We start from the raw sequence: 26,668 nt of genomic DNA, 5'->3' as shown, positions 1-26,668 counted from the left end.
ACCGACCCTCATGGCCGTCCCCTGTCCTCGGAGGATGGAGTGGCTCCAATGGAGAAGCGCCCGGCCCCGGAGTACTCGGCCCATGTAGACGACTGGGTGGTGCGGCGGATTCGACCCGCAAGGATTGAGGAGAGCCCGAAGTCGATTGATCGGCGGGCGGCCGCCTATCTCAGGGTCTCGACGCTGCGACAGCCTACGTCTCTGGCGCTCCAGCGGCGGGAGCTCCAAGGCTACGCCCGGAGCGAGGGCTTCGACATCGTCGCGGTGTACGAAGATGTCGGGAAGAGCGGCATGACCTTGGAGAAACGGTCAGGCTTGAGCCGTCTTCTCTTCGACGTGGTCACGAAAAGGGCGAACTATGCCCACGTTCTGGTCCTCGACATCAGCCGATGGGGCCGCTTTCAGGACCCTGACGAGGCGGCGCACTACGAGTTCGTCTGCCGAAGTCACGGCGTCTCTGTAACCTACTGTCGCGACCTGGTGGGGGGCGGCCCTCCGGCCCAACTCGCCAAGCAGGTCAGGCGCGTGATGGCGGCGGACTATGTCCGGCAGATTTCGGACAGGACGCGCAGAGGAAAGCGGGGGGCTGCGGAGGCGGGCCGCGCGCCGGGCGCGTGGCCCCGGTACCTTGTGGACCGGCAGATTATCGAAGCTGACGGGACGTGCGGACCTGTTCTGAGGTGCGGCGGCTTTCGCTCTCATCCGCTTCAGTCCTTGCGCCTGGTTCCCGCGACCGGGGAGCGGTCCCAGACTGTACGGCGCATTTTCCAGATGTTCGTCGAAGGCGGCAGGTCGATGGCGGATATCGCATCGATCCTGTCGGAAGAAGGGATCTTCTGGACGGACGGATCGCGTTGGACGCGTCGCCGGGTCGCCAGAATCCTTCGCGACCCGCTGTCGAAGGGACTGCAACACTATGGCCGTTCCCGAACCGTACTGGGCGTCCGCGGACCGGAGTTGGACAGCGGCCGTTGGGGAGAAATCCAGGTCTTCGAGGGGATCGTGTCGGAGGAGATGTTCGAGGCGGCGCAGGCGCGATTTAGAGCGCTCGACGGCCGATATGCCCATACCCGGGAGGAACTGGTTTCCGGGCTGAAAGCGCTCCTTGACAAGGAAGGAAGACTTACCGCCGCCCTGATCGACACCTGCCCCGAAATTCCAAGTGCGAGACGCTACATGTCGCGTTTCGGCACCCTTGCGGAGGCGGAACGATTGGCCGGCTACGTCAAGCCGCGGGTTTCGCGGGGTGCGGCGCCGGATGGAAAGCCCCTTTCGCGGGCCGCCATCCTCGAGGGGCTGCGTCGACTGCATCAAGACAGGGGGAGGGTGAATGTCTCCCTGATACAGGCGGATCGTCGTCTTCCATCAATCGGTTTGATCCGAAAGACCTTCGGCACGGTTACGGCCGCCTATCGCGCGGCAGGCCTGTGATGGAGGAAGATCCGTCTTGCGGCATGGATGATCTTCCGGCCAGGCTGAGACGCCATTTCGGGCGGGACGCCGACGGCGCGGTCGTCCTGTCTCCAGATACGTCCCGGCCTGAGCGAAAACCGGCCCTCGCTGCGCAATACCTGCGTATGTCCACAGACCATCAGCGCTACTCCCTGGGAAATCAGCGCGCCTTCATCGCGGGCTTCGCGGAAAGCCGTGGGATCGAGATCGTCCGCACCTATGAGGATGCAGGAAGAAGCGGCGTGACCGTCGACAAACGCCCCGGCCTCCAGCGCCTCCTGTCGGAGGTTCTGTCAGGGAAGGCTCCCTTCTCGACCATTCTCGTTTTCGACGTCAGTCGTTGGGGCCGGTTTCAGGACGCCGACGAGGCGGCGCACTATGAGTTCCTGTGCCGAGAGGCCGGCCTCTCCGTCATCTACTGCGCGGAGCTCTTCGCTGACGACAGCTTTGGCTCGGTCTTCAAGCAACTCAAACGGGTCATGGCTGGAGAGTACAGTCGGGACCTGTCTGCCAAGGTTCGCGCCGGGCGCCGGGCGAAGGCGGCTCGAGGCCGCGCCCTGGGCGGCGGCGCCGTATACGGCTTTCGGCGCCAGGTGGTGAACGCGGACGGGAGCGCGGGACCCATCCTTCAGGAGGGACAATGGAAGTCGCGGCCCGACCAGGAGGTCCGCTACATCTGGGGGCCGCCGGAAGAACTCGCAGTCATACAGCGAATTTTTGAGTGGTTCGTGCATGAGGCCCGCAGTCAGGCGGGGATCGCGAGACTTCTCACACAGCAGGGCGTCATGTGGCGTGATGGAACCCCCTGGAACGGTGATCGCGTACAGAAGATACTCAGACGGGAACTGGTTGTCGGCTTCCAGGCCTACGGGAAGTCCAGGGTTGAGCTGGGAAAGCGCACGATTGCTGTCGATCGCTCGCAATGGACCTACGTCCGGGTTCTTGAACCCATTGTGGACGTGGATACCTTTGTCGCGGCCCAGGAGCGGATGGGCGCGCTGAAGCGAGGTCACGGCAAGACTGAAGAAGAGATGGTCCGCGAACTGGCTTGTCTTCTGGCGCGTCAGCGACCCACGCTTGAGGCGATAGCCAAGGCTGAGAACATGGCCTCGCCCACGGTCTACCGCAGCCGCTTCGGCTCCATGAAAGCAGCCTATGAGCGCGTCGGCTTTCGCTACACGGGGTATCGTCGCGGGCTGAACCCGGACGGGACGCCGCTTGATCGCGACCAGACCATCGAGGCCTTGCGCGCTCTCCACAAGCAGCACGGGCGGATCTCTCTCAAGCTGATCAAGGCGTCGCCGGGGATTCCAGGCGATAACCGGATAAGGACGATATTCGGGTCCATCGCCGAAGCCTATGAAGCGGCAGGTCTCCCCGTGGGGCCTCGTGTAGGACGCCGTCGCGCCCCCAAGTGAGCGATGGGAAGGCGATCCGCACAGGGCGAGGCTTGACGGGTGAGATCTCCTCGCCGCATCCTCCTTTATGCAGCCCGAGGTGTGCGGCGAGCCTTCCCGTCAATGACGGCGCAACAGGGATCGACCTGACCCTGCAGACATGTTTCGCCAGGCCGGTCGCGCCTCGTCTTCGGGAAATTCCGTGACCAGAGGCGACCATGCTCCGCCTCGGCCCGGCTGGCAGGGCGACTGCGGAACCGACGGAACGCCCGCCCGAAGAGGCGAAGGGCGCTAAGGGCTCCGCCCTCGCGCGGGCCAGGGTGAAGCGGCTGCGCCGCCGGATCGGCCGGTCTCCCCAGCCTTCCGCGCGGCCAGCGTCGCCAGGGATGTCACACCTGTGAGCTTGTGCAGGCCGGGTGATCCCCCTCCGCCCGATCCGCCCTGGCCCTTGCTACCCCGGTCTCGCCGACGGGCAGGGTTTCAGGCGCGCCTTTCGCGTGCCTGCAACCCTTGCCCAGAGGAGGCAGACATGACTGCTCATTCCATCCAGACGCTCGCCATGGCGGCGACTGACGTCGCCGCCCCGGACCTGCGCGATCCGGCGGTTCAGGAACCGGCGCACGGCGCGGAGATCGTGGTTCCGCTGAACCGGTTGAAGGCCTCGCCGAGGAACGCCCGGAAGGTGAAGCATTCCGAAGCGGCGATTGAGGCGCTGGCGGCGTCGATCAGGGCCAAGGGGGTGTTGCAGCCGCCCGTGGTCGAGATCGAACGCTCGGCGAACGGCGCCGGGACAGGAAACTATCTCGTGACCATCGGGGAGGGGCGGCGGCAGGCTCTGCGGCTTCTGTCCAGGAGAAAGGCGATCAAGCGCACCCATCCGGTCAGGGTGACGGTCGATACCGACAATGACGCCCACGAGATCAGCCTCGATGAAAACATCACGCGCGAAGCCATGCACCCGGCCGATCAGTTCGAAGCCTTCCGCAAGCTGGCGGAAGACAGGGGTTACGGCCCGGAGGAGATCGGCGCGCGTTTCGGGGTCTCCGCTCAGGTGGTGCGACAGCGCCTGCGGCTGGGCGCGGCGGCGCCGGAACTGATGGACGCCTATCGCGAGGGAAGGATCACCCTCGACATTCTCACCGCCTTCTGCGTCAGCGAGGATCAGGACCGCCAGCGTCAGGTGATGGCGCAGATGGGACCCTATCCCTCCATCTACGCCATTCGTCGCGCCATGACCGAGGCCAAGGTCCGCGCCGACGACCGGCGCGTCGGTTTCGTGGGGCTCGAGGCCTATGAGGCCGAAGGCGGCGCTGTGCTGCGCGACCTCTTCACTGAGGACGGAGGCGGCTGGCCGGAAGACCCGGTCCTGCTGGATCGGCTGGTCGGCGAGAAGCTGACGGCGCTCGTCGAGGACGCTCGCCAGCGCGAAGGCTGGAAATGGGGCGGGGTCTGCGCCGAGTTTTCGGAAGCGGCGGGCTTGGGGCGGGTCTATCCGGCGGCGGTGGTCAGGTCCGAGACGGAGGTCGCGGAGATGGCGGCGCTGTCGGAGGAGTATGACCGGCTCATCTCGCAGGCCGATGCGGTGGAGCTTCTGCCGCCCGAGACGGACGCCCGACTGGAGGTCATCGACAGGGCCTTGCAGGCCTATGGTCCCGACTACGATTATACGCCCGAGGCCAGGGCGCGGTCCGGGATCATGGTCATGCTCGGCCATGACGGTCTCGCCCGCTTCGAGCGCGGTCTGGTTCGGGCCGAGGCCGCTGCTTCGGCGCCGCCTCCGCCGTGGGAAGAAGAGGCCGGGAAAGACGAGACCGGCGACGCCCGCGACGATCCCGAGGACGACCGCCCGGGTTCCAGAAACGATGGGGTGGAACGGGACCCAGAACGGGCGCCCCTTTCCGATCGCCTGCTCATGGACCTGACGGCCCACAAGACCATGGGTCTCAGGGATGCGGTTCAGGCCGATGTCGCCGCCGCCCTGGCGACGGTGGTTCACGCCATGGCCTTGCAGGTCTTCTATCCCGGTTACGGCGACTTCACGCCCCTGCAGTTGCGCCTGTCCGTCGGAGGGCTGGAGCGCTATGCGCCGGGGGTGGGCGACGGTCCGGCGGGGCGGCGCGTGGCCGACCGTCTCGAGGCTTGGGGCGCGCGGCTGCCGGAGAGGGCCGCTGAGCTCTGGGCCGTGATGGCGCCGATGAACCGCTCCGAGCTTCTCGACCTTCTCGCCTGCTGTGCGGGCGCCGGTCTCCACGCGGTGCGCGATCCGCATGATCGTCGACCCGGCGCATGGGCTCAGGCCGAGACGCTGGCGACGGCGGTCGGATTGGACATGACGGCGACATGGTCGGCCACCGCCGCCAGTTATTTCTCCCGCGTCAGCAAGTCACGGGTGGTGGAAGCCGTTTCGGAGGCGGCAGGTGCGGAAGAGGCCGGGCGTATCCTCGGCCTCAAGAAGGCCGACATGGCCGACGCCGCCGAACGACTGGTGGAAGGACGCGGCTGGTTGCCGGTCGTCCTGCGCGCTTCCCCGCCCGCCGTCCTTTCGGAAGCAAAGGAGCCGGCCCCGGTCGATACCCGTACCTCGGATTTCGAGGAAAGGCAGGGCGGCTGCGCCTTTGCAGCGGAATAGGCGAAGACGGGAAATGGCCGCGCGTCGGATGGGCGCGCGGCCGACCGCCGGGGCGAGCAACTGCGCCCGATGGCCGCCGGGACCGCGAGTTCACGCCGCGAGATGCTTCGCTCGCAAAAGCGCGGCCTTGCCCCGCCATCGAAACAGCCGCGCCGGGACCGAAAGCAGGTCCGGGGTGACGGGGCGGCGGATTAGTTCGCCGCCGGGACCGCCGACTGAGCCGCCTCGCCGACGTTCTCCGCAGCGGCGCCAACGCTCTCGGCAGCGCCCGCGATAGCGTTGGATTCAACCCTCTCGCTCTGGCTCATATTGAGCAGGAAGTAGGCGATGACGCCGACCACCAGCAGGCCGAGAATGAGAGCGACGACCGCGCCCATGCCGCCGCTCCTTCTTTCCGAGACGACGGTCGGGCCGTCGGTCGTCGTGGTCCGTTCGACGGAGCCGTCCGGGTGTTGAACAGTGCGTTCGGTAGGCATGCTTCTGTCTCCTCCGTGAACCTGTTCAAGCGGAGCAAGACCTGACGAGTTCCTTAAAGCCAAGCCGCCGAGGATCATGAAGGGCGCTCCGACGTCAGGTGAAAGCCGACGGGGCATGCCTGGCGGCGGTGGACGGTCGCGGCGTCGCTCCTCGACGAGGCGACCGCCCCGCCCTCGCTCAGGGTGATCGGAGGCGACGTATCGGAAGTCCGTCTCGGCCGACGGCCGCCCCGGCTGTGTCGGGAACCGAACACTGGGGGTGGGGTTAGTTCAACACCCTGTGAATCCAACCCCTGTTCGGAGGCGCCCGTGCCGAGGGATACGGCCAACCCGCTGCTTGAAAAGATCGATGCCTTCCTGACAGAGGCCCTGGCGGAGCGCGACCCAGGCGCGCGCGCGCGGCTGTTGGGCAAGGCCGGCTACTGGAACGAGATCCTGGCCAAGGCTGAAGGGCGACCCTGCCGCAGTCGTCCCTGAGCGCGCCCGCTTCAAGCGGTCGCCGGAGCCCGCCCGCCGCCACGCGTGCTTGCCGGTTCGGAGACGGGACGCCTTCATCCGGGTCCGCGGTCTTGTCGCGACGTCCCTGATCAGGCCTGAAAACGCCTTGCCGAGAAGGGACCTCATCTGCGTCCATGCAGGTTGAGCCGTCGGCTAGACGAGACGTCCTGACGCCTTGTCTTTGCGATCCACGCGCGGCCGCGGCGCCCCGATGTTCGACCGCATTGCGATGGCTCCCCCCGTCAGGCGGCCTGATCAAGATCGCACGGGAGGGCCAGACCATCCCGGGGAAAGCCGAGCGCCGGATTGCTGAGCACCTTGATGAAGCGCTCGCCTTGGTAAAGACAGATGGTGTCAAAGCCGATCCAGAGGGCTTCGACAGCATCGAGGGCCTTGATCGCAGAAGCATCGTCTGCGGCGTCCAGGACGCAAATCTCCCGCGCCGGAACCCCGGGCATGTTAACGATGCAGAAGTATGAATTCACGCCACTTTCCTCGAACTGGCGCATCAAACGAGACAGGGGCTCCGCGGTTCCGGCCGATTCTTCTGATCTCTCGTTTTTCGCTGCGGACCGTCGGCCGTTCGACGGGGCCGGGGGCGAACGGCGTCGGATAGGGGCGAACCTTCCCTTTTGATCGTCCCGCCTCGATCATCTCGGTCACCTTGACCGCGACTTCACCTTGACGGCGTCCAGGGACAGGTCGGGAATGTAGATGTCCCGGGCCCTGGGCCTGCGCGCATCCGGGGCGCCGCCGCGGCGGACTTCGTCGCCGCGTCCATGGGGCAGGGGGAAGGCGTCGCCGTGATCGCCGACCGAGGCCAGGAGGTCGGCGCCGTCGTAGAGCCTCGTGGCGACGATGTGGACCACCTCTCCCTCCTTCTGCACCTTGCCGTCGACGATCAGCAGGCTGGAGCCGAGGACGATCCGCCTCTGTTCTTCATAGAGACGGGGCCAGATCACCAGGTTGGCGATGCCGGTCTCGTCCTCGATGGTGATGAACATCACCCCTTTGGCGCTGCCCGGCTTCTGACGGACCAGGACCAGGCCCGCGACGCGGGTCAGACGCCGGTCCCGCATGGCCGTGCCGTCCGCGCAGGTCATGACGTGACGCCTCTCCAGCGCGTGGCGCAGGAAGGTCAGCGGGTGGTCACGCAAGGTCAGGCCGATATGGTTGTAATCCTCCACGACATCCCGGCCGGGCGTCATGGCGCGAAGCGAAGGGGGCGGCTCGGGGACCTCGGGTCGATGGGTCTGGTCTCTTTCATCGGCGGCGGCGAACAGGGGCAAGGGGTTGTCGCGCAGGGCCTTCAGCGCCCACAGGGCCTCGCGGCGCTCCAGGGCGAGCGACGGCCGAAAGGCGTCGGCCTCGGCCAGTTTCACCAGGCTCGAGACCGGGACGCCGGCGCGACGCCATATATCGTCAGGCGAGGTGAAGGCGCGATCCTCCCGTGCGGCGACGAGCCGGGCGGCCTCGCCATTGGAGAGGCCTCGGACCATCCGCAGGCCGAGCCGGACGGCGAAGCCCTCGCGGGTCGGCTCCAGGCTGCAATCCCAGCGGCTGGCGTTGACGCAGACCGGTCGGACCTCCACACCGTGCTCGCGCGCGTCGCGGACGATCTGGGCCGGGGCGTAGAAGCCCATCGGCTGTGCGTTGAGCAGGGCGGCGCAGAAGACGTCCGGGTGGTGGCATTTGAGCCAGGAGGAGGCGTAGGCGATCAGGGCGAAGGAGGCCGCATGGCTCTCCGGGAAGCCATAGGAGCCGAAGCCCTCCAGCTGGCTGAAGGTCCTGTCGGCGAAGTCGGGGGCGTAGCCGCGCTCGACCATGCCCCTGATCAGCTTGTCCTTGAAATGGCTGACCCCGCCGGTGAACTTGAAGGTGGCCATGGCGCGCCGCAGCTGGTCAGCCTCCGAGGCGGTGAAGCCGGCGCATTCTATGGCGACCCGCATGGCCTGTTCCTGAAACAGGGGAACGCCCAGGGTCTTGCCCAGAACCTTCTCGAGCTCCGGCCTGGGATAGACGACGGGCTCCCGACCCTCCCTGCGGCGCAGATAGGGATGGACCATGTCGCCCTGGATGGGACCGGGGCGGACGATGGCCACCTCGATGACCAGGTCATAGAAGGTGCGCGGCTTGATGCGGGGCAGCATGGCCATCTGGGCCCGGCTCTCGATCTGGAAGACCCCCAGGGTGTCCGCCTTGCGGATCATGGCGTAGGTGCGGGGGTCCTCGGCCGGGATGGACGCCAGATCGAGATGGACGCCCTTGTGCTCGGCCAGGAGGTCGAAGCCGCGCTTCATGCAGCTGAGCATGCCCAGAGCCAGGACATCGACCTTCATGAACTTCAGGGCGTCGATGTCGTCCTTGTCCCATTCGATCACCTGGCGATCCTTCATCGCCGCCGGTTCGATGGGAACCAGGTCGTCCAGGCGGTCATGGGTGAGGACGAAGCCTCCCGGGTGCTGGCTCAGGTGACGGGGAAAGCCGATCAGCTGTCGCGACAGGTCGAGGGCGAGGCGCAGCCGACGGTCCTGAAGGTTGAGGTTGAGTTCCTCCGCGTGCCGATCCTCGACGCCGTCGCTTGAATAGCTCCAGACCTGGGAGGACAGCGACCTGATCAGGTCTTCGCTCAGCCCGAGGGCCTTGCCCACGTCGCGCAGGGCGCCGCGCGAGCGGTAGCGGATCACGGTCGAGCACAGGGCGGCGTGGTCGCGGCCATAGGTCTCGAAGATCCACTGCATGACGATCTCGCGCCGCTCGTGCTCGAAATCGACATCGATGTCCGGCGGCTCCTTGCGCTCCTGACTGATGAAACGCTCGAACAGCAGGTCGCTGCGCTCCGGGTCGATGGAGGTGACGCCCAGGACAAAGCAGACGGCGGAGTTGGCGGCCGATCCCCGGCCCTGACACAGGATCTCACGGCTGCGCGCGAAGCGGACAATGGAATGAACCGTCAGGAAGTAGGGCGCATAACCCAGGTCGGCGATCAGTCGGAGCTCATGCTCCAGGAGCTTGCGGACCTTGTCCGGCAGGCCTTCGGGGTAGCGGCCCGCGGCCCCCTGCCAGGTCAGACGCTCCAGGGCCTGTTGCGGCGTCAAACCGGGCAGCCCGGCCTCATGCGGATACTGATAGGCCAGTTCGTCCAGGGAGAAACGGCAGCGATCGGCGATCTCGAGGCTTCTGGCCAGGGCTTCGGGGTGGCGATGAAACAGGCGGTGCATCTCCCGGGCCGGTTTCAGATGCCGGTCCGCAGATCGCTCTCGGCGGAACCCGAGGCTGTCGATCGTGCAGCCTTCCCGAATGCAGGTGAGCACGTCCTGGAGGATGCGCCGGTCCGGATGATGAAACAGGACGTCATTGGTGACGACCGTCTTCACCCCTGCGCCCTCCGCCATCATTGACAGCTCATGCAGCCGCATCTGGTCCCGGGGACGGCGTTGCAGGGTCAGGGCGAGATGGGCCTCCGCCGCGAAGACGGCCCGCAGCCGCTCAAGTCGGCGCCGCGTGACGTCGTCCGCGTGGTCGGAGACCAGGATGGCGATCAGGCCCTCGGCATAGGCCTCCAGGTCCTCCCAGCCCAGAAGGCACCGGGCCTTGCCCCCGCGCCGCTTCCCCAGCGACAGCAGGCGGCAGAGGCGGGCATAGGCCGGCCGATCCATGGGATAGACGAGGATGGCGCTTCCGTCGGTCAGCTCCAGTCGGCAGCCGACGATGAGCCGGACTCCCGCAGCCTTGGCGGCCTCGTGGGCGCGAACCATGCCGGCCAGGCTGTTGCGGTCAGTGACGGCCAGGGCCTCGATGCCGCAGACCGCCGCCTGATGGAACAGCTCCTCACAGGCGCTGGCGCCGCGAAGAAAGGAGAAGTGCGAGGCGCACTGGAGCTCGACGTAGCGGTGGTCGGTCATGCCCGATCGCGCCGAGCCGGAGGAAGGCGGACGGTTCTCGCTGCTGCGCGGGGAGGAGCGAGTCGCGTTGCAACATCCGCCGGCCGGGGGCGTTGGCCACAGGCATGCGGATCGCGACCTATAATGTGAACGGCGTCCGGGGACGGCTCGGGGTCCTGCTGCGCTGGCTCGCCCTGCGCCAGCCGGACATTGTCTGTCTGCAGGAGCTCAAGGCTCCGCAGGAGGCCTTTCCGATCGCCGCCCTGGAAGCGGCGGGCTATGGCGCCGTCTGGCAGGGACAGAAGAGCTGGAACGGCGTGGCCATCCTCTCGCGGGGCGACACCCCGGTCGAGACCCGACGCGGCCTGGCCGGAGAGGCCGACGACCTGCAGAGCCGCTATATCGAGGCGGCGGTGAAGGGGGTGATCGTGGGCTGCCTCTACCTGCCTAACGGCAATCCCGCGCCCGGTCCCAGATTCGACTACAAGCTGCGCTGGTTTGAACGACTTGCAGCGCGGGCGGAGGCCTTGATGGACAGCGACGCGCCCGTGGTTCTGGCGGGCGACTATAACGTCATGCCGACCGATCTGGACGTCTACGCCCCCGAACGTTGGCGCGACGACGCCCTGTTCAGGATCGAGGTGCGCGAGGCCTATGCCCGCCTGCTGGATCAGGGCTGGTGCGACGCCTTGCGCGCCCTGCATCCGGATGAGGTCGTCTACACCTTCTGGGACTATCTGCGAAACCGGTTCGCCCGCAACAGCGGCCTGCGTATCGACCACCTCCTGCTGAGCCCGGCGCTCCAGCCTCGTCTGCGCCGCGCCGAGGTTGATCGGGAGGTGCGCGGCTGGGAGAAGACGAGCGATCATGCGCCCGTTTGGATCGAGGTCGCCGACGAGACTGTCCGGCCCAGGGCGAAACCCTGACGCTGCTGCGGGGTTGGTCGGGAGGCCTTCTTCTTGCGGAACCCCCATATGAACATTTCCGACTTCACGGGCACGACCCCCGAATACCGCCCCGAGACCTTTCTCAGCGCCCGCCTCGAGGGCTGGGGCGTGCTGGAGCGCATGACCGGCGGTCTGCAGCAGCGCTTCACCGTGGCGGCGCGCGGACACTTCGATGGAAGCGAACTGGTCTTCACCGAGACCTGGACCTTCTATGACGGTCATGTCGATACGCTGAACTGGTGCATCCGGCCGCTCGGCGATGGTCGCTATAGCGGGCGCGAGGATCGCGTCGACGGCGAAGCCGAAGGCGACCAGGCCGGCTGCGCCTTTCATTGGCGCTACAGTCGCGACGTGCCTCAGAAGGACGGGACCTCGACCAGACTGAATTTCGACGACTGGTTCTATCGCATCGACGAAACCGCGGTGATGGTGAAAGGCGTCGCGGGCCGCATGGGCCTGCCGTTCGCCACCGCCCATGTCCTCTATCGTCGCCTGGAGGGCTGAAGGATTCATCCGAACTTCCCGTGGATGAACCAGGTCTGGGGACCGGTCCGGGCGTCCTCGCCGTCGCCCGCGCGGAACAGCCAGAACCGGTCGCCTCCGTCGTCCTCCACCTGGAAATAGTCGCGCACGGCCCACATCTCGGCGTCGCTGCGGCCCCATTCCCCATGGATGCGTTCGGGACCGTCCGCACGGCGGATGCGGCGGCGGACGCCGCGCCAGGTGAACCAGGCCGGGGGATTGTCCGGGAGCAGGGCCAGGGTCTCGACCGGTTCAGGGGTGGGGAACAACCGGATCGGGCGAGGCCAGTCCGTGCGCCAGCTGGACGCCTCTGTCCCGCCGAGCGGCGCGGCGCGGCGCACCGAGCGCTCGGGGACGTCGCTCTCGACCGACGCCACGCTGTAGAGGCGGCGGGCGCCGACGCGGTTGGCCAGGACATCGACCAGACCCGCCACGTCAGGGTTCTCGCTGTCGCTCAGGCCGGTTGAGCCGGGTCGCCAGTCCAGCGGCAGGGTGATGGAAGCCGCGAGCGTCATGCGCTCGATGCCGAATCCCGGGTTTATGGTCTCTATCTTGTCTCGCAGCAGGCGTGACAGCCGATCCCGGTCACGCACCGGGCGGGCCAGCCCCACCCGCACCGCCTCGACGCGATGGTCGACCCTGTGGCACAGCCAGTCGAGCCGGCGGGCGCCCAGACCGCACCGCTCGAGTTGGAGACAGAGATCCTCGACCATCAGGCCGACTTGATGTGAGAGGGTTTCGGCCGCCCCGATGGGCTCGGCGAAGCGGCGCTCGGCGCGCGGCTGCTCCGCTTCGATCACGGGGATGATCGGCTCGAAGACCCGGCCCAGGGCCTGGTCGAGCCTTAGCCCGGCCTCGGGTCCGAACCGCAGGGTCAAGGGGCCGCGGGGCTGCCGTTCCAGATCCAGAACGGTCTCGAAGCCCATGCGGCGCAGTCCATCGACCAGGTCCGGATCCAGACGCAGGCAGGCCAGGGGCAGGGGGCCGAGCCTTCGACCGACCTGGCCTTCGGCCACGACGGCGGGTCCGGAGGAATAGCGGGCGACCGCCCAGGCCGCCCCGTAGGCGGGGGCGATCACGCCCCGGGCCTGTACGCCTGCCGCCGCCAGTCGCGCCTCCATGTCGGCGATGAGCTCGGCCTCCCCGCCCTTGAGATGGGCCGCCCCCGTGGCGTCGATCGCCAGACCGTCGGGGCCGTCCGCGGCGCAGACCGGGGCGTAGAGGCGAAGCGCCCAACAGGCGAGGCGTTCAAGGGCTGCGGCGTCGCCCAGGGGATCGGCTGCGAAGGACGAAAGTCCGGGCGCGAGCGCGTGAGCCTGGGTCGCCGCCATGCCGGGCCGCAGGCCCAGGGCTCGCGCGATAGGGTTGCAGGCGGTGAGAAGGCGTCGGCGCCGATCCCGTCCGATCAGAACGATCGGCGCCTCAGGCGGCGGCGCGGCCTCGCCCAGCCGCCGGCGCAACCGATCGATGGGCCAGTTCGGCAGGTAGAGAGAGACGACCCTTTTCATCACAGGCTTCCAGAGAGAAATCGGCGCAGCCGCCTGACCGGCAGCGGAGCAGTTCCACGAGCCAGCGCGGCCGACCGACGCCGGGCGCAGGCAGGGGCGAGGAGGGTTGGGGCGTGATCCGCCAGCGGGTCGCAGCCGCCGTAGGCTGGCCGAAATCCGCCGCTTCGGCGGCCCGTCGCCATCGACGAATGGCCAGGCCCGTCACCCCCGAAATCTCGGCGGCCAGTTGCAGACGCCGCGATGCGGTCATTGACAGCCTGGCCGTCTCGGCGACCACGGCGGCGAGCCCCCCGTGGCGCAGTCCTTCCTCGAAACAGGCCAGCAGACTCGTCTCGTCCGCGGCCTCAAGACAGATCAGACGCCCCGGGTCGAGGCCGGCTTGTTGAAGGGCCGGGGCGAAGAGGTCGGCCCGGGTGACGCACCACAGGACCGGACCTGACAGGCGGGCCGCGATTCCCGCAGCGAAAAGGGCCGCGGCCGCGCCGTCGACCGCCCCGTCTCCGCCCCCGGCCACCTCGTGAAGGGCCCCCAGGATCAGCCCGCCCTGGGGCAGGGCGGCGTCGAGAGGGGCGACCCCGAAAGGCAGGACGCCGGCGGATCGGCGATCCCCGGTTTCCAGATTCTGGATACGGGCGCGCAGTTCGGCGAGCTCGGCTGCAGGCCGGATTGACATGAGGGCCTCCTTTCCGAGGTCTGAAGTTCCTGTTTTGTTCTGGTTCTCAATTCGGTCCGGAGTCAACGGTCCCTTGCGGCGCCGCTTTGCGAATCCCTGTGAATCCTTTGCGGCTCTCCCGCGCCGCCGGGCGGAACAGGGCGTCAAACCGGGTCAGAGGAAGCCGAACGGGGTTTGGGGCGTTGGAACGGGACCATGTGCAACAACTATCGCCTGCATGTTCCCGTCAACCAGTTGGCGGCGCCCTTCAGCGATAGCGGCCGGACGCTCGCCATGCCCGAGGGTTCGCCGAACCTTGAGCCGAAAGACTACCGGATCGGCGATCGCGCGCCCGTCGTCCTCGCCGGGGAGGGCGGCCTTCGGCTGGTGACGACGCCCTGGGCCTGGAAGGGGCCGACCGGAAAGCCGGTCTTCAACTTCCGGTCCGAGGGCCGGTCCTTCGCCGGATCGACCCGCTGCCTCATCCCCGCCGACGGCTTCTACGAATTCACCGAGCCGAAGGTGGCGGGCAAGAAGACCAGGTGGTGTTTCACCCTGATCGACCAGCCCTGGTTCTGGATCGCCGGGGTAATGAAAGACGGCGCCTTCGCCATGCTGACGACAGAGCCCGGCCCGGACGTGGCCCATTATCACGACCGTCAGATCGTCGTCCTGCCGCCAGGGGCCGGCTTGCCCTGGCTCGACCTTTCCGCGCCGGACGAACGGATCCTCAGACCAGGTCCCGCGGGCTCGCTCTTCGTCGAGCGGGTTTATCCATAGGAGCAAGGCTTGGCGGCGACCCGACTCAGATTAACCGCTGCACATGACCCCTGATCAGCTGACCGCCGCCCTCGACGCCATGCAGCAGGCCGCCGGGGACGACGCCCAACGGATGCCTGGATTGATCGCCGTGAACAGCGCGGAATGGTGCGACAGCCTCCATGCGGTTGAGCACGTCGCCAGGACCCTGGACGAAGGCATTCGGCATCGAGGGATCAAGATCGTGGTCTCATCCCTGTTCGAAACCAAGGTCCTGACCCGCGCCGAAGCCGCTGATCGCGGCGAGCCCTATTTTGGCCTCACCTCCGCGGACTGAGGCTCGACGACCGGCCAGGCCTGGCCGGGTCCCGCGGTCAGGCCGGTTCAAGAGCGATCAGGTCATCGCCGCGGACCTGCACGCAGACTGGCTGCGCCTTTGAAGGATGGAGTGAAGGGATGCGGCGGCGAGGCGGCGTCGCCATGCGCTGGACGGCTCCGCAGTTCAGCCGTCGCTCAGTCCTTCTCGCTTCTGCAGCCATAGCCGGGAGCGAAGAGGACCGCCGCAAATTCGATGGGTCCTGACGTTGCCGAGGGCGCCCGCGTCAGGCTCGGCGGGCCGCCATTCCGAGCTTTCACCTAGCGGCGCCCGCATCTGAAGTCCGGCAGGATTGGACGTCGATTCTCAAAACGGCCAGGTCGGAGCCTTGCTTCCGAGGGGCAGGGAAAGACCGAAACCTGCTGGGCGCCTGGCCAGGTGCTTCCGTCCAGCGGCCGGTCTTCCGTCCTTCGCGCCATCCGGCGCGGCCTCTCCGTGAGGCGGATCTGACCGGGACCGGTCGGCTGGCGCAACCGTCAGGACGACTTTCTTCCCCGGCCTGCGGCCTTCCTCGCGAAGCAAGAAAGACGGTCCCTCCGGTCCTCCGCTGCGCTGCGGGGTCTCGCTGCGCTCGCCCTGCGCGCCTTCCGGCCCCGGCCTCCCGATCGCCATCGAGGCCGCGACAGGCGTGGCCCGAAGCAAAGGAGAGACTGACATGGCCGCTATCGGATCCTTCATCGCCCAGGGCGACGGCTACACCGGTTCGATCAAGACCCTGACGCTCAATGTTAAACGTATTCCACATCAGTGATCTCCACTTCACAAGCGAAGTAAGCGGTCAGCTCCGTGACGCTGCGGTAGCGTCGGTGCGCTCAATCTTGGACCTAGCGTCAGCGCTTAAGGCCAACGGGACCCTGGGTGGAAAGCCCTGTGTAGTCATCACTGGCGATATCGTTCAGAGCGGGGGTGTCAGCCCGGCGAGAGAGGTCTCAGATTTCGACGCGGTTCAAAGTGAACTGTTGGAACCGCTGCTCAAGGTGCTTGGGATCGACCCAGACCGCGTGTTCTTGGTGCCAGGCAATCATGAGCTGGACCGCGAGGCCGTCGCAGAAGATGAGCGTCTCGTGCAAGGTCAGTACGTTGCGCAGAAAATCTGTGAAGCTGATATCGAGCGTGATCTTGGCAAGAAGCTTTCCGCGTACTTGGCATTTGTCGATCGACACGGCTATCAGTCAGTAACAGCCGCCCAGCCTAGGTTGGCGACTTTCGAGTGCGACGGCCAACAGATCGTTTGCCTCAATGGTTTGGCGGGCGCGTACAGTCGCAAAGGAAGCGGCGATAAGGGGGAGCTGTTTGTGTTGGCTTCCGAGCTAGCTGGTAGCTTCTCTGCGATCAAAAAGCATGCGGTCGTCCTCACCCATCACCCACTCTCGTGGTTTGCCGACAACTGCGGAAACGACCTGAAAGAGTTTCTCTCCGCTCGCCAGTGCCGACTGTTCACTGGTCACATTCACGACCGCGGGGTGGAGTGGACTGAGACCTCGAAAGGCGACTTCGCAACAGTTCAAGCTGGAGCTTCGGCGGAAGTCGGAGTCCCATATCAAGTGGCAGTTGCTTGGCTAACCTCCTCCAATAGCGTTGCTGTCAGGCACTACTCTCTTGATCCACGGGTTGGAGGCTTCGATCTTACTCCAGCCTCATCGACCAATGTAGCGCCCGCAAAGGCGCGTCAGTTCTGGGAACGAACGGAGGCGTTCTTCGAGCCTAGCGTCATTGATCAGGCTGCGGAGGCGGCCAGGGAACGGGCCAACGAAGAGCTATTCGCTGCATCCGGCCGACGAGAGACCAGCTTCGTCCCACCAGACGTCACCCGTTTCCCCGCGGATCAATTCAGCAGCAAGCGCACGAACGTGTCCGCTTTTGAGGCGGACGTAAACAATCGGGTGATCAGTGGTGACGAATTGAGCGGGAAGAGCTCATTTCTCTATTATCTGTGCGCTCGTCGTAATGGCACCGACTTCGAGGACGGGCGTAAAATTGCGCTCGTCGTCGACTACAGGCTCATTGAGGCCCACCAAGATCTTGGGGAAACCATCTACCGCCGATTGGTCGCGCTTGGGCTTTCTCGTAATCAAGCCGAATATCTCGTCTCTGTTGGGAAGGTCGAACTATTCTTCGACAATTTTGATCCCAATATATCGTTGGCGCTCAGCATTTTTCAGCGGTTTTTTAAAGACCATGCCGGTTTGCGTTGGACCATCGCCACGCGCGGCGGCCAGAAATATATGCCGTCACGCGCTCCGGCTGCTTTCAGCAAGGACGGGGTAACCTACTACCAACTCATCGACACCACCCTTCCGACCGTTCTGCGCATGATTGAAAATCACGAGAGCGGTCGCGCGGTTGAACGGCCGCGAGCCGTCGTTGAGCAAGTCTTTAGGTCTATCAACAACCTGCGCGCCCCGAGAACCATATTCTACGTAAATAGTATGGTTGACGTGTTTCTGTCGGATGCCTCTGTTGAGCCGCTAAACCGTTATCTACTGATTGAGAACTTACTTTCGGAACGGATCCGCGCGGCACACAAAGAGATAATGCCGCACCAGCCCGTAGACATGGAGATGCTGGAGACGTTCATCGGACTGATCGCGTATGAGCTTATGCAGCGGGAGGACGCATATTTAACTAAAGCAAGATTCTACGGGCTCGTGGCGGATTTCGTTGAGCGTAAAGGCATCCAGACGAAGAGGTTCGATCCCGATGTCATTCTCAACATCCTCATCAAGAGTTTCGTTCTACGAGATTACGACGTTGGGTATGGCTTTATGATGCTTAGTATCGAGGATTATTTCCTCGCCAAGCATATGGGGAAAGATGCGGCGTTCAGATCCTCGATTATGTCGACTGACGGGCTTTTGACCTACCCATCGGTCGCTGAGTTCTACGTTGCGCAAAACCCCAGCGATCGCCCCCGCATTGACGAGATCCTGACGCTCATTGACGATTTCCAAGCCGAAGTAGCTCCCATTGTCGATGAAATCCGGGAAAGCGCTACGTTGGCCGTGCGTGAGGCACATCCTGGAAGCTCGCTCGCCATCCAGGACGGTATCATGGAGCGGCTGGGCGAGATTCAGAACGCAGATGATCCTACGTCCTTACGGTTTGAGGAGCCGAAATCCGTCGGCCGCACCAAGCGGGTTCGGTTCGCTGTCGAAGAGCGTGGGGCCGTCTTTCTGCAGCTTTGTGCATCCATTCTCGGGGTCACAAGGACGTTGGATCAGTCCGAACGGATAGAGATCTTCGGCAGGTTGAGGGGCGTCCTGCTGACCAGCCTACACAGCCTTCCTATGATCGCTCAGCACTTGGCAGATGGTGGTGAGATCGCGTTTAGAGGCAACTCGCTCAAAGCGGACTATGTCGGTGACTTAGCGGTGCCTGAGAACCGATTTTATTTGATCCTGCGAAGCATGATGTACAGCCTTTACAAGAATTTTGCGACGTGGTCGGGAAGTCCTAGTTTCTTCAATGCAGCTCATGCTCTTAGAACGCAGGAGGAGAGCGAGCTGGTTAGGTCGGCGCTGTTTGCACAGAACATCGAAGCGGATCTGTCGGAGGCCCTCGCCTTTATTCCGGACATCACGTCTGACGTTGACAGCCTGCTCTTGAAGGAAGTTCTGGTGCGGCTGTACGTCGATGCGATGACGCTGGTTCCCTTGGAAAGGGCAGATGAAGCGCGAGCGATAGACCGGTTGGTTGATGTTACAGTTGAGCTAAATCCACCGAAGGCGAGGGATGAGGCAGGGATTCTCAATTACAAGACAAAGCTGAGAAAGAACTACAGCGAGCGTATAGGATTCAACGCATACGTTGGACGGCTGGTGAAGCCTCCAAGGTAACTGATTGGTTTGCTAGGCGGGGTGCGGAGATAGAAAGAGTCGCTTCGTAGGACAGATGCGTACGGCCGTTCATGGCGCAGTCCAGACAAGGGCCTCTTGACCCTATAGCCGCTACAGGGTGCATGACGCGCACATGGCGAATTGCTGTGGTGACACCCTGTGCGAAACGGATCGGCCTCCCGAGGGACGCTGGCGATTGGCCCTGTGGCTGGCGCTGGCGATCAACGCCGGGATGTTCGCGGTCGAGGGCGTGGCGGGCCTGCTGTCGGGATCGGCGGCGCTTCAGGCGGACGCGCTCGACTTTCTGGGCGACGCCGCCAACTACGGCATCAGTCTGGGCGTCGTGGGTCTGGCCTTGGTCTGGCGAGCGCGTGCGGCTCTGGTGAAGGGCGCGACCATGCTGATCTTCGGCGGTTGGGTGGCGGGCGCGACCCTGTGGGGCGTCTGGCGCGGCGAGACGCCGGCGGCCGAGGTGATGGGCGTCATCGGTCTGGCGGCCCTGATCGCCAATGTCGTGACCGCCGTCATGCTGTTCGGCTTCCGCAAGGGCGACGCCAACATGCGTTCGGTGTGGATCTGCTCACGCAACGACGCCATCGGCAATCTGGCGGTCATGCTGGCGGCAGGGGGCGTTTTCGGCACCGGCACGCGCTGGCCGGACCTGGTGGTCGCCGCTGTCATGGCGGGGCTGGCGTTGCAAGGCGGCTGGCAGGTGATCCGCCACGCTCGCGCTGAACTGAAGCTAGTGCGTACGACGCCAGCGCGCCGTCCCTTCGAGGTCGAATCTCGGCACAAGCCGGTCGCCTGATCCTCAATTCCTTTCCTGCTTCCTGATCGCTTCGGAGCCTGCGTGTCCTCTTCCTTCGTCTCACTTCGTGGCCGTCACCTGATCCTTGCGGCGGTCGCCGCCATTATGTCTGGCGCCGCATCTCCGGTTCTGGCGCAGGAGACCCACGACGACGACCATCACGACGAGGCGACCGAGGTCGAGGACGTCATCGTCCAGGCGACCCGCTCCGGCCGACGCATCCAGGATGAGCCGATCCGCGTCGAGGTCATCGGCCGCGAGGAGATCGAGGAAAAGCTGCTGATGACGCCCGGCAACATCGCCATGCTGGTCAACGAGACCGGCGGGGTGCGGGTGCAGACGACTTCGCCCGCCCTGGGCGCCGCCAACATCCGCATGCAGGGGATGAGCGGGCGCTACACCCAGCTTCTGGCCGACGGACTACCTCTGTATGGCGGGCAGGCGTCGTCGCTGGGCGTGTTGCAGATTCCGCCGACCGACCTTGGTCAGGTCGAGGTGATCAAGGGCGCGGCCTCGGCCCTTTACGGCCCCTCGGCGCTCGGCGGGGTCATCAATCTGGTGTCGCGTCGTCCGGGCGACGAGGCCGAGACGGAAATCCTGGCCAACATCACCAGCCGCGACGGGCAGGACCTGACGGCCTACGCCTCGGCGCCCTTCAAGGGCGCCTGGGGTCAGTCGCTGGTCGGCGGCTATCATCGTCAGAGCCGTCAGGACCTCGACGGCGACGGCTGGAGCGACATCGCCGCCTATGAGCGCTGGTCCCTGCGCCCGCGTCTGTTCTGGCAGGGCGAGAACGGCGGCGAGGCCTTTGTCACCGTCGGCGCCATGACCGAAACCCGCAGCGGCGGCACCGAGCCGGGTCGCGTCGCGCCCGACGGCCGCCCGTTTGTTCAGGCCCAGGACACCGACCGCTTCGACGCCGGTCTGGTCGCCAGCCTGCCGGTCGCGTCAGGCACGCTTCACCTGCGCGCCTCGGCCATGACCCAAGCGCACGACCATCAGTTCGGCGACGTCTTCGAGAAGGACCGTCACGATACCGGTTTCATGGAAGCGGCCTATGGGTCCGAGATCGGCGCCACGACCTGGCTGGCCGGGGTGGCAGTTCAGGCCGACGGCTATGACAGCCAGACCTTCTCGGACTTCGACTACACCTACACGGTCCCCGGCGTCTTCGCCCAGGTCGAGCATGAGGTGACGCCTGAACTGACGCTCGCCGGCAGCGCCCGGTTCGATCAGCACAGCGAATACGGCGGCCAGTTCAGCCCGCGCCTGTCGGTCCTCTATCGCCCCAATCGCTGGACCGTGCGCGCCTCGGCGGGTCAGGGCTTCTTCGCCCCGACGCCCTTCGTTGACGTGACCGAGGCGAACGGCCTGTCGCGACTGGAACCGCTGCGCGGGCTGAAGGAGGAGGTCGCCCGGACCGCCTCGCTGGACGTTGGCTATCGCCACGGACCGATCGAGGCCAACCTGACCCTGTTCGGCTCCGACCTGGACGACGCCGTCCGCGCCGTGGACGAAGGGCCGGAGCGCATCCGCCTGATCAATGTCGACGGCGTGACCCGCACGCGCGGGCTGGAGGCCCTGCTGCGCTATCGCCGCGCGCCCTTCACCCTGACCGGCAGCTATGTCTTCGTCGATGCGACCGAGCCGGAAGACGACGGCCTGTCGCGTCGTGACACCTTCGTCACGCCACGCCACACGGCTGGATTCGTCGCCATGTGGGAAGAACACGACCGGGGCCGTCTGGGGCTGGAAATCTACTACACCGGCAAGCAGGCCCTGGAGGACAATCCCTGGCGCAGCGAAAGCCCCTCCTATCTGGAGGTCGGCCTGCTGGGCGAGATCATCCTGGGCCGCTACAGCCTGTTCCTGAACGCCGAGAACCTGTTGAATGAACGCGTGACCAAGCATCATCCCCTGCTGCTGCCGCAGCGCGCCAACGACGGCCTCTGGACGACCAAGGCCTGGGGGCCGACCGACGGCTTCACCGTCAATGGCGGTGTGCGCATCCGCTTTGGCGGCGGCCACTGACAGAACCGGAGGCGGGCGTGACGCTGAGCATCGGCGAACTAGGGCGGCGGACCGGGACCAAGGTCGAAACCATCCGCTACTACGAGCGTATTGGCTTGCTGACCGCGCCCGCCCGCACCGAAGGCAACTACCGCGCCTATGGCGAGGAGGAACTAAACCGCCTCTCCTTCATCCGCCGCGCCCGCGACCTGGGCTTCTCCATCGAGCAGGTGCGCGATCTTCTCGCTCTATCGGATCGCCGCGATCAGTCCTGCGCCACGGTGGACGAGTTGACGCGCGCCCATCTGGTCGAGGTCGAGCGCAAGATCGCGGATCTGGAGGCCCTGCGCCGCGAACTGTCGGCCCTGCTGTCGCAGTGTCGGAAGGGGACGATCTCGACCTGTCTGATCATCGAGGCCCTGGGGCCAGTGCAGGCCGAATAGATGTCGGCATTCAGGCGGAGCGCCAATGTCCGCAAATGGCGCAGGAGCGACTCCGGAGATGGCTCACTCGCTTGCGATAATTCTCAAAGGCATGGCGCGCGTTTCAAGCAGATAGGTCTCCGCGCCGGCGAGCAGATGAAGACCCTCCTCGCCAACTGCCCTGCGCGATAGGCCGGGCTGTACAATTTTCACGTCGTATTCGTACCGGTAGTCCTGCCAACCTGACTTTAGCTTCTTTAGGGAGGCGGCCGTGCCCTGTTCGAAGCGCGACGGCACCCCTCGCTCCAAGCGGAGCCTTTCGCGCTTCAGCATGTGCTGGAACATGCGATTGGGGCGGTCCCGCCAGCGAGCGGATTTCTGCGCCTGGCCGCAGACCTCATAGAGATCCTTCACGCGCGCCCCGGGAGCATCGTTGCTGGAGTATTTGCAGTGGTAAAGCGTGACGTAGACGACACTCTCAGTCACCCGGATGGCGACGACGTCCGCGATCTCACCCGCGCCGTCGTCATCAAAGATGATGTCGTAGGGCGTTTCGTCCGCGATAAGGGTTTCAATCACCAGCCGCTGGACAGAGTCTGCCCGCTTGGAGGGGCCTTGGGATTCCGCGCGAATGTCGGTCTTGCTCCAGTCCCAGGTGTCGATCTTCTCAGGTGGATACGGTGCAGGAGTCTGGCCTTCGGGCAGCACGTAGAGGTGGCTGTAGATCAATAGGGACCCGTCCCCAAAATCGATCTGCGGCGAGTCGTCTGCGAAGGCCTCCGACAGCGTTTGCAGCTTGCTACCGATCTTGATCGTCGCGCGCGGTCCCTTCGTTTGCGGGTAGCGAGCCCCTCCCTCGCTGAAGACCAGATCAAATTCCGCAGCCTGCGTGTCGTTGCGAACGATGAAGCGCAAGGGACCGGACCGGCTATGGTCTGCCAGCTCGATATCGCACTCCGTGAGAAGAGCGATTTGGTCGCCAAAGGCGATTTCGACCCTGTCTTCGAGCTGGGTGAGCAGTGACTCCGGCCAGTGGATTGCGACCGGCGGAACCGCCGGGCGTTCGCTGATCTGCCGGGGGCGCATTGCGCTCCTGAACACGCCGTCCGTGGTAATCCCAGCGTCGGTGACCGAGCGACCGATGTCCTGACACCAGTCCACCCAATCGGTCAGGTCCCTGACGCGGGAGATTGACCAGAATTTTCCCTTGGCCGAACAGCCACGAGCTGCCGGCGCGCCGTCCAGGAAACCCGTCCCGAAAACGTTGTTCTTGATGCGGGCTTGTGACTTCGCGTTGTCGAGGCCCTCGGCAACGTCGACCCCCATGTACATTGAATAACGAACGCCGCGTCCTTGGTGGTGGGTCAAACCGAGATTGCGGAGGATAAGCCGCTTGAAGCCGGCGAGGCTGCGGAAGACGTCCTCGCCTTCGATCCGCCGCGCATCCTCGCCGCAGACGGCCTTCGCGAGGCGGTCGAAAGTCCCTTTAACGGAGCTGCTTACGTAAAGCAGACGAGTCGACGCGTCCCAGTGCATCATGTGGAGGTCCCACGTTACGTCGATCGCGTGCTGAGCGCTTGTCCAAGGCGCCTGTTCTTCCGCGCGGGTGACGAAGATAGCTACGCCCTGATGGGGATTCACCTTCATGCCGAGGAACACGCCGGCGTCGTGGAGATCCTCGGCGCGGAAGGGATCCCAGTTGACGCACGAAGTCCTATAGACCACCGCGTTCATCTTGGGCTCGAGGGTCTGCAAGGGGATGTCGTTCAATGTGCCGACGAAACCCCTGAACATCTCGGCCCGACGGACCTGACGCTCAATGCGTGCTGAGCTCAGCGCCTCGACCAACGCGTTCCAGTCGGCATCTTCGGCATAGAGTTTAGCGAGGGAGCGATCGATGTCGTCGACGCCGGTATTGGCGATGACTGTGGCGTCGCCAAGGGTGGGGTCCTGCCGCGTGAACCGGCCGACAAACTGGATCGTCACTGCGACACTCTTGTGGTGATCGTGCAGCGCAGCGATCTTTAATTCGGGGAGGTCGAAGCCCTCGCCCAGCATGTCGACGCAGACGATGATTCTGCTGTTGAAACTGCGAAGCGCGGCGAGATTTTCCGACCGCTCACGCATCGACTGTTGGCTGTGGACGATCACCGGCCGGTGCTGCGGATAGATATCCGAGTAGAGACGGTGCAGCTGCTTCGCGCGATCGATCGTGTTGCAGCGTGCCATCGCGAGATGGTTCAGCCCGGCACCGAGATCGGCTTCCAAGGTGCCGCCGACCTTTTGCGCGATAGCTAGGTCCGCGTCATCACGCTCAAGCCCGAACACGGCCTCAAAGCGGATGGGTTTGAAGTAGCCTTCCTCTTGCGCCTTCTTCAGCGGGTACGTGTAGATGAACTCACCATCCACGCGCCGACCGTCCTCACGGAAGGGTGTGGCTGTGAACTGGACGACCGGGATTGGGGGGCTTCGGTCAGCGAACAGCCGACGAAACTCAGTCCAGGTCCGCGCACCAATGTGGTGCGCTTCGTCGATGAACAATGCGTCCGCTCGTGCTGCCATCCGCTCTTGGACGTCCGCATCCGCTCGACCCGCGACGTGCATAGTGGTCACCATGACGTTCGCCCGATTAAAGATCGCGTCGACCTCTGCAACGGAGCTTGGAATATGGGACAGGCGCAACACCACCGGGTGGATGGCAGCGTCGTCCAGGCAAGCTTGGGCCTTAAGCACGCCGAAGGACTCGAACTTGCGGCCGATTTGGTCCCTAAGCGCGTCGGTGGGCACCACGACAAGAAGACGCTCGAATCGCTGCCGGGCGTTGAGCGCCAGCATCGTTTCCGTCTTGCCGGTGCCAGTCGGCATCACGACTGTCGCAGGTTGCGTAGATCGCGTCGCGTGCGCCAAAGCGGCGTGGAGGGCGCCAATCTGGGGTCGCCTGAGGCCGGGAGCCGCCGGCCGTCCGACAGCCGCGGGTCGACTCTCTCGCAGATGAACTGCGTCTTCCCATGAGAGTGTGACTGCGCCGAGACGCGCCTGCATCTCTTCGTCACTCAAGGAAGAAGGGTCCACGGGTAATGGAAAAAGCCACCGACCGTCGCCCCGTTCGAGGATCGCTGCGACGTCGCCGGCGTGAACAGCGCCTGGCGCTAACAGGACGAGATCGGCTTCGAACTTGGTGGATGTCTTGGAACCGACGACGACCAGTGTTTCGCCTGAAGAAAGGTTGGCCTTGAATCCGCTGGTGCGGCGAAAGGTGAATGGCTTAAGCCGGCAGTCGATCTTCGTCTGGGGGCGTGCTTGTTGGCGAATGGGGCTGCCCAGCAACCTACCCTCAAGTGCGAAGACCGGGGGAAGGTCGAGAGTGACGTCCTCCGCAAAGAGATCGTCCTGCTCGATCGGATCAGCGCTGATCGGCCGTCCCATGGGTAGCGCGTGGCAAGAGTGAATCCGACATCGAAGGTGGCACGTGCATCGAGCGTAGCGTCACTGGAGTCGTTTACCTGCTCAAGCGAGCTTTTTTCGCCAAATAGCGATTAGCGCGAGGAGACCCGCTTAGTCGCAGGCTAATGTCGGCTTCTGGCCGAGACGCGAGTGTCCGCACATGGCGCGAGGCGGAGCTAGCAGAATTGTCGACCAAAACGTCTACCAAGGGCGGTGCCCGTACTCTCCTTCCAGATGCGTCGAAAAGGCAGCATCGGTGAGTCTGGCCTTACGGTGAAAGTGCTTCTTGCACTCCTCGAGCAAACCTAACGTGAGCCGTGCCTGTCCTGTAGAGTTCTTGATCCAAGGCATGTTGTTCGGGAGATCGAACCCATGCGCGATCGTGTGCCGGATTCTAAGCCAATCATCCGTCCGCGTAGCGTAGGCAGCCGCGTTCCAATCGCGAGTGGAGACCTGCCACACCCAGCAACTGCGGGGGTCAAAACCAAACGATGACTCGAACAACCTCCGCACATTCTGCGTGTTGGGCGTGTTCAAATCTCCAATGGCCTTTCGGACGGCTGGTTTCCGGAATGCGAAACTCGCGCGTGCCCAGTGTGGGGGCGGAGGGGCACCTTGCACTGGACCCGCGACTTGGTTCTCGATCCAGTCGAGCGCGTCAACGGAGACCTTTTCAACGTATGCCTGCCAAGCCGCCACGGTCAGGACGACGCCGGATCGGTGCAGGGCGTCCTGCCTGTGGCGGCGGCCAGCGCCAGTCTGCAATCGACCATGGATTTCGATAAGCTGATCTACTGATCCGAGTAATGTTTCGAAGCTGCCAAAAGCGTTTGACGCCATCTTCCCCGCCCTGTCAGAAACTGGCGTTCTTCAATAGTCCGCTTTTGGGCTGCATGCCAACGTCCGGTGTTGGCGCGTCGGCGACGTAGAACGGGCTCGTGTCGAAGCGTCTTTTACTGGTCGATTTGGAGCGTCCGCACCGAAAGGGACAATCGTCCGGTGGTAATCCTTGGTGACGCCACCGCGTTCGGCGTGCACAACCTCAAGC

The 26,668-nt window shown here is 64.8% G+C and carries 19 protein-coding genes; 12 read left to right on the top strand and 7 right to left on the bottom strand.

The window, feature by feature from the left end; all coding sequences use genetic code 11:
- The first annotated feature begins 48 nt into the window (after positions 1-48).
- The 3 genes from B3K53_RS09815 to B3K53_RS09805 all read left to right on the top strand — a co-directional run bounded on the left by B3K53_RS09815 (position 49) and on the right by B3K53_RS09805 (position 5,478).
- Positions 49-1,431 (top strand): recombinase family protein, encoded by a 1,383-nt coding sequence (locus B3K53_RS09815; protein ID WP_292084050.1) that lies wholly within the window; start codon positions 49-51, stop codon positions 1,429-1,431.
- Positions 1,432-1,454: 23 nt separating this feature from the next.
- Positions 1,455-2,870 carry a recombinase family protein gene (locus tag B3K53_RS09810; protein ID WP_292084049.1) on the top strand — a complete coding sequence of 472 codons (1,416 nt, stop codon included), beginning with the start codon at positions 1,455-1,457 and terminating at the stop codon, positions 2,868-2,870.
- Positions 2,871-3,378: 508 nt separating this feature from the next.
- Positions 3,379-5,478, top strand: coding sequence for a ParB/RepB/Spo0J family partition protein (locus tag B3K53_RS09805; protein WP_292084048.1), 2,100 nt, complete (start codon positions 3,379-3,381; stop codon positions 5,476-5,478).
- A 191-nt stretch (positions 5,479-5,669) separates the two neighbouring features.
- Here the strand turns inward: B3K53_RS09805 and B3K53_RS09800 are convergent, their stop codons facing one another.
- On the bottom strand, positions 5,670-5,954 hold the full coding sequence (locus B3K53_RS09800) for a hypothetical protein (protein WP_292084047.1): 285 nt from the start codon (positions 5,952-5,954) through the stop codon (positions 5,670-5,672).
- A gap of 309 nt (positions 5,955-6,263) precedes the next feature.
- On the opposite strand from B3K53_RS09800, the gene B3K53_RS09795 reads away from it, so the two are divergent.
- Positions 6,264-6,431, top strand: a complete 168-nt coding sequence (locus tag B3K53_RS09795; RefSeq protein ID WP_292084046.1) for a hypothetical protein — start codon at positions 6,264-6,266, stop codon at positions 6,429-6,431.
- Positions 6,432-6,694: 263 nt separating this feature from the next.
- On the opposite strand, the gene B3K53_RS09790 is transcribed toward B3K53_RS09795, so the two are convergent.
- Together B3K53_RS09790 and B3K53_RS09785 are read right to left on the bottom strand one after the other, a co-directional pair.
- Positions 6,695-6,961 carry a hypothetical protein gene (locus B3K53_RS09790; protein ID WP_292084045.1) on the bottom strand — a complete coding sequence of 89 codons (267 nt, stop codon included), beginning with the start codon at positions 6,959-6,961 and terminating at the stop codon, positions 6,695-6,697.
- Positions 6,962-7,111: 150 nt separating this feature from the next.
- The gene (locus B3K53_RS09785; RefSeq protein ID WP_292084044.1) at positions 7,112-10,357 is read right to left on the bottom strand and encodes an error-prone DNA polymerase; all 3,246 of its coding nucleotides are present in this window, start codon (positions 10,355-10,357) and stop codon (positions 7,112-7,114) included.
- A gap of 104 nt (positions 10,358-10,461) precedes the next feature.
- Between B3K53_RS09785 and xth the strand changes: the two genes are divergently transcribed.
- Positions 10,462-11,262: an exodeoxyribonuclease III gene (gene xth / locus B3K53_RS09780; protein WP_292084043.1), complete on the top strand. Its 801-nt coding sequence runs from the start codon at positions 10,462-10,464 to the stop codon at positions 11,260-11,262.
- 48 nt (positions 11,263-11,310) lie between these two features.
- On the top strand, positions 11,311-11,787 hold the full coding sequence (locus B3K53_RS09775) for a DUF3833 family protein (RefSeq protein ID WP_292084042.1): 477 nt from the start codon (positions 11,311-11,313) through the stop codon (positions 11,785-11,787).
- Between the two features lie 5 nt (positions 11,788-11,792).
- On the opposite strand, the gene B3K53_RS09770 is transcribed toward B3K53_RS09775, so the two are convergent.
- Both B3K53_RS09770 and B3K53_RS09765 read right to left on the bottom strand, forming a co-directional pair.
- Positions 11,793-13,313 (bottom strand): Y-family DNA polymerase, encoded by a 1,521-nt coding sequence (locus tag B3K53_RS09770; protein ID WP_292084041.1) that lies wholly within the window; start codon positions 13,311-13,313, stop codon positions 11,793-11,795.
- Positions 13,228-13,986, bottom strand: a complete 759-nt coding sequence (locus B3K53_RS09765; protein WP_292084040.1) for an ImuA family protein — start codon at positions 13,984-13,986, stop codon at positions 13,228-13,230. The genes B3K53_RS09770 and B3K53_RS09765 overlap by 86 nt, the downstream gene beginning before the upstream one ends.
- Positions 13,987-14,181: 195 nt before the next feature.
- Between B3K53_RS09765 and B3K53_RS09760 the strand changes: the two genes are divergently transcribed.
- The 6 genes from B3K53_RS09760 (at position 14,182) to B3K53_RS09735 (ending at position 22,197) form a co-directional block, all read left to right on the top strand.
- Positions 14,182-14,745 (top strand): SOS response-associated peptidase, encoded by a 564-nt coding sequence (locus B3K53_RS09760; RefSeq protein WP_292084039.1) that lies wholly within the window; start codon positions 14,182-14,184, stop codon positions 14,743-14,745.
- Positions 14,746-14,788: 43 nt separating this feature from the next.
- Positions 14,789-15,061 carry a hypothetical protein gene (locus tag B3K53_RS09755; protein WP_292084038.1) on the top strand — a complete coding sequence of 91 codons (273 nt, stop codon included), beginning with the start codon at positions 14,789-14,791 and terminating at the stop codon, positions 15,059-15,061.
- A 764-nt stretch (positions 15,062-15,825) separates the two neighbouring features.
- Complete coding sequence (locus tag B3K53_RS09750) at positions 15,826-18,936, top strand: metallophosphoesterase (RefSeq protein WP_292084037.1); 3,111 nt, start codon at positions 15,826-15,828, stop codon at positions 18,934-18,936.
- 196 nt (positions 18,937-19,132) lie between these two features.
- On the top strand, positions 19,133-19,744 hold the full coding sequence (locus B3K53_RS09745; protein ID WP_292084036.1) for a cation transporter: 612 nt from the start codon (positions 19,133-19,135) through the stop codon (positions 19,742-19,744).
- A 42-nt stretch (positions 19,745-19,786) separates the two neighbouring features.
- On the top strand, positions 19,787-21,775 hold the full coding sequence (locus B3K53_RS09740) for a TonB-dependent receptor plug domain-containing protein (protein ID WP_292084035.1): 1,989 nt from the start codon (positions 19,787-19,789) through the stop codon (positions 21,773-21,775).
- Between the two features lie 17 nt (positions 21,776-21,792).
- Positions 21,793-22,197 carry a MerR family transcriptional regulator gene (locus tag B3K53_RS09735; protein ID WP_292084034.1) on the top strand — a complete coding sequence of 135 codons (405 nt, stop codon included), beginning with the start codon at positions 21,793-21,795 and terminating at the stop codon, positions 22,195-22,197.
- A 63-nt stretch (positions 22,198-22,260) separates the two neighbouring features.
- Here B3K53_RS09735 and B3K53_RS09730 read toward each other — a convergent pair whose 3' ends face one another.
- The gene (locus B3K53_RS09730) at positions 22,261-25,602 is read right to left on the bottom strand and encodes a DEAD/DEAH box helicase (protein ID WP_292084033.1); all 3,342 of its coding nucleotides are present in this window, start codon (positions 25,600-25,602) and stop codon (positions 22,261-22,263) included.
- Between the two features lie 219 nt (positions 25,603-25,821).
- On the bottom strand, positions 25,822-26,460 hold the full coding sequence (locus B3K53_RS16215; RefSeq protein ID WP_409515794.1) for a HEPN domain-containing protein: 639 nt from the start codon (positions 26,458-26,460) through the stop codon (positions 25,822-25,824).
- Between the last annotated feature and the right edge of the window lie 208 nt (positions 26,461-26,668).

It is taken from the genome of Brevundimonas sp. UBA7506 (assembly GCF_002479495.1).
Classification (GTDB): domain Bacteria; phylum Pseudomonadota; class Alphaproteobacteria; order Caulobacterales; family Caulobacteraceae; genus Brevundimonas.
This window is presented reverse-complemented; position numbering and strand designations above follow the sequence as displayed.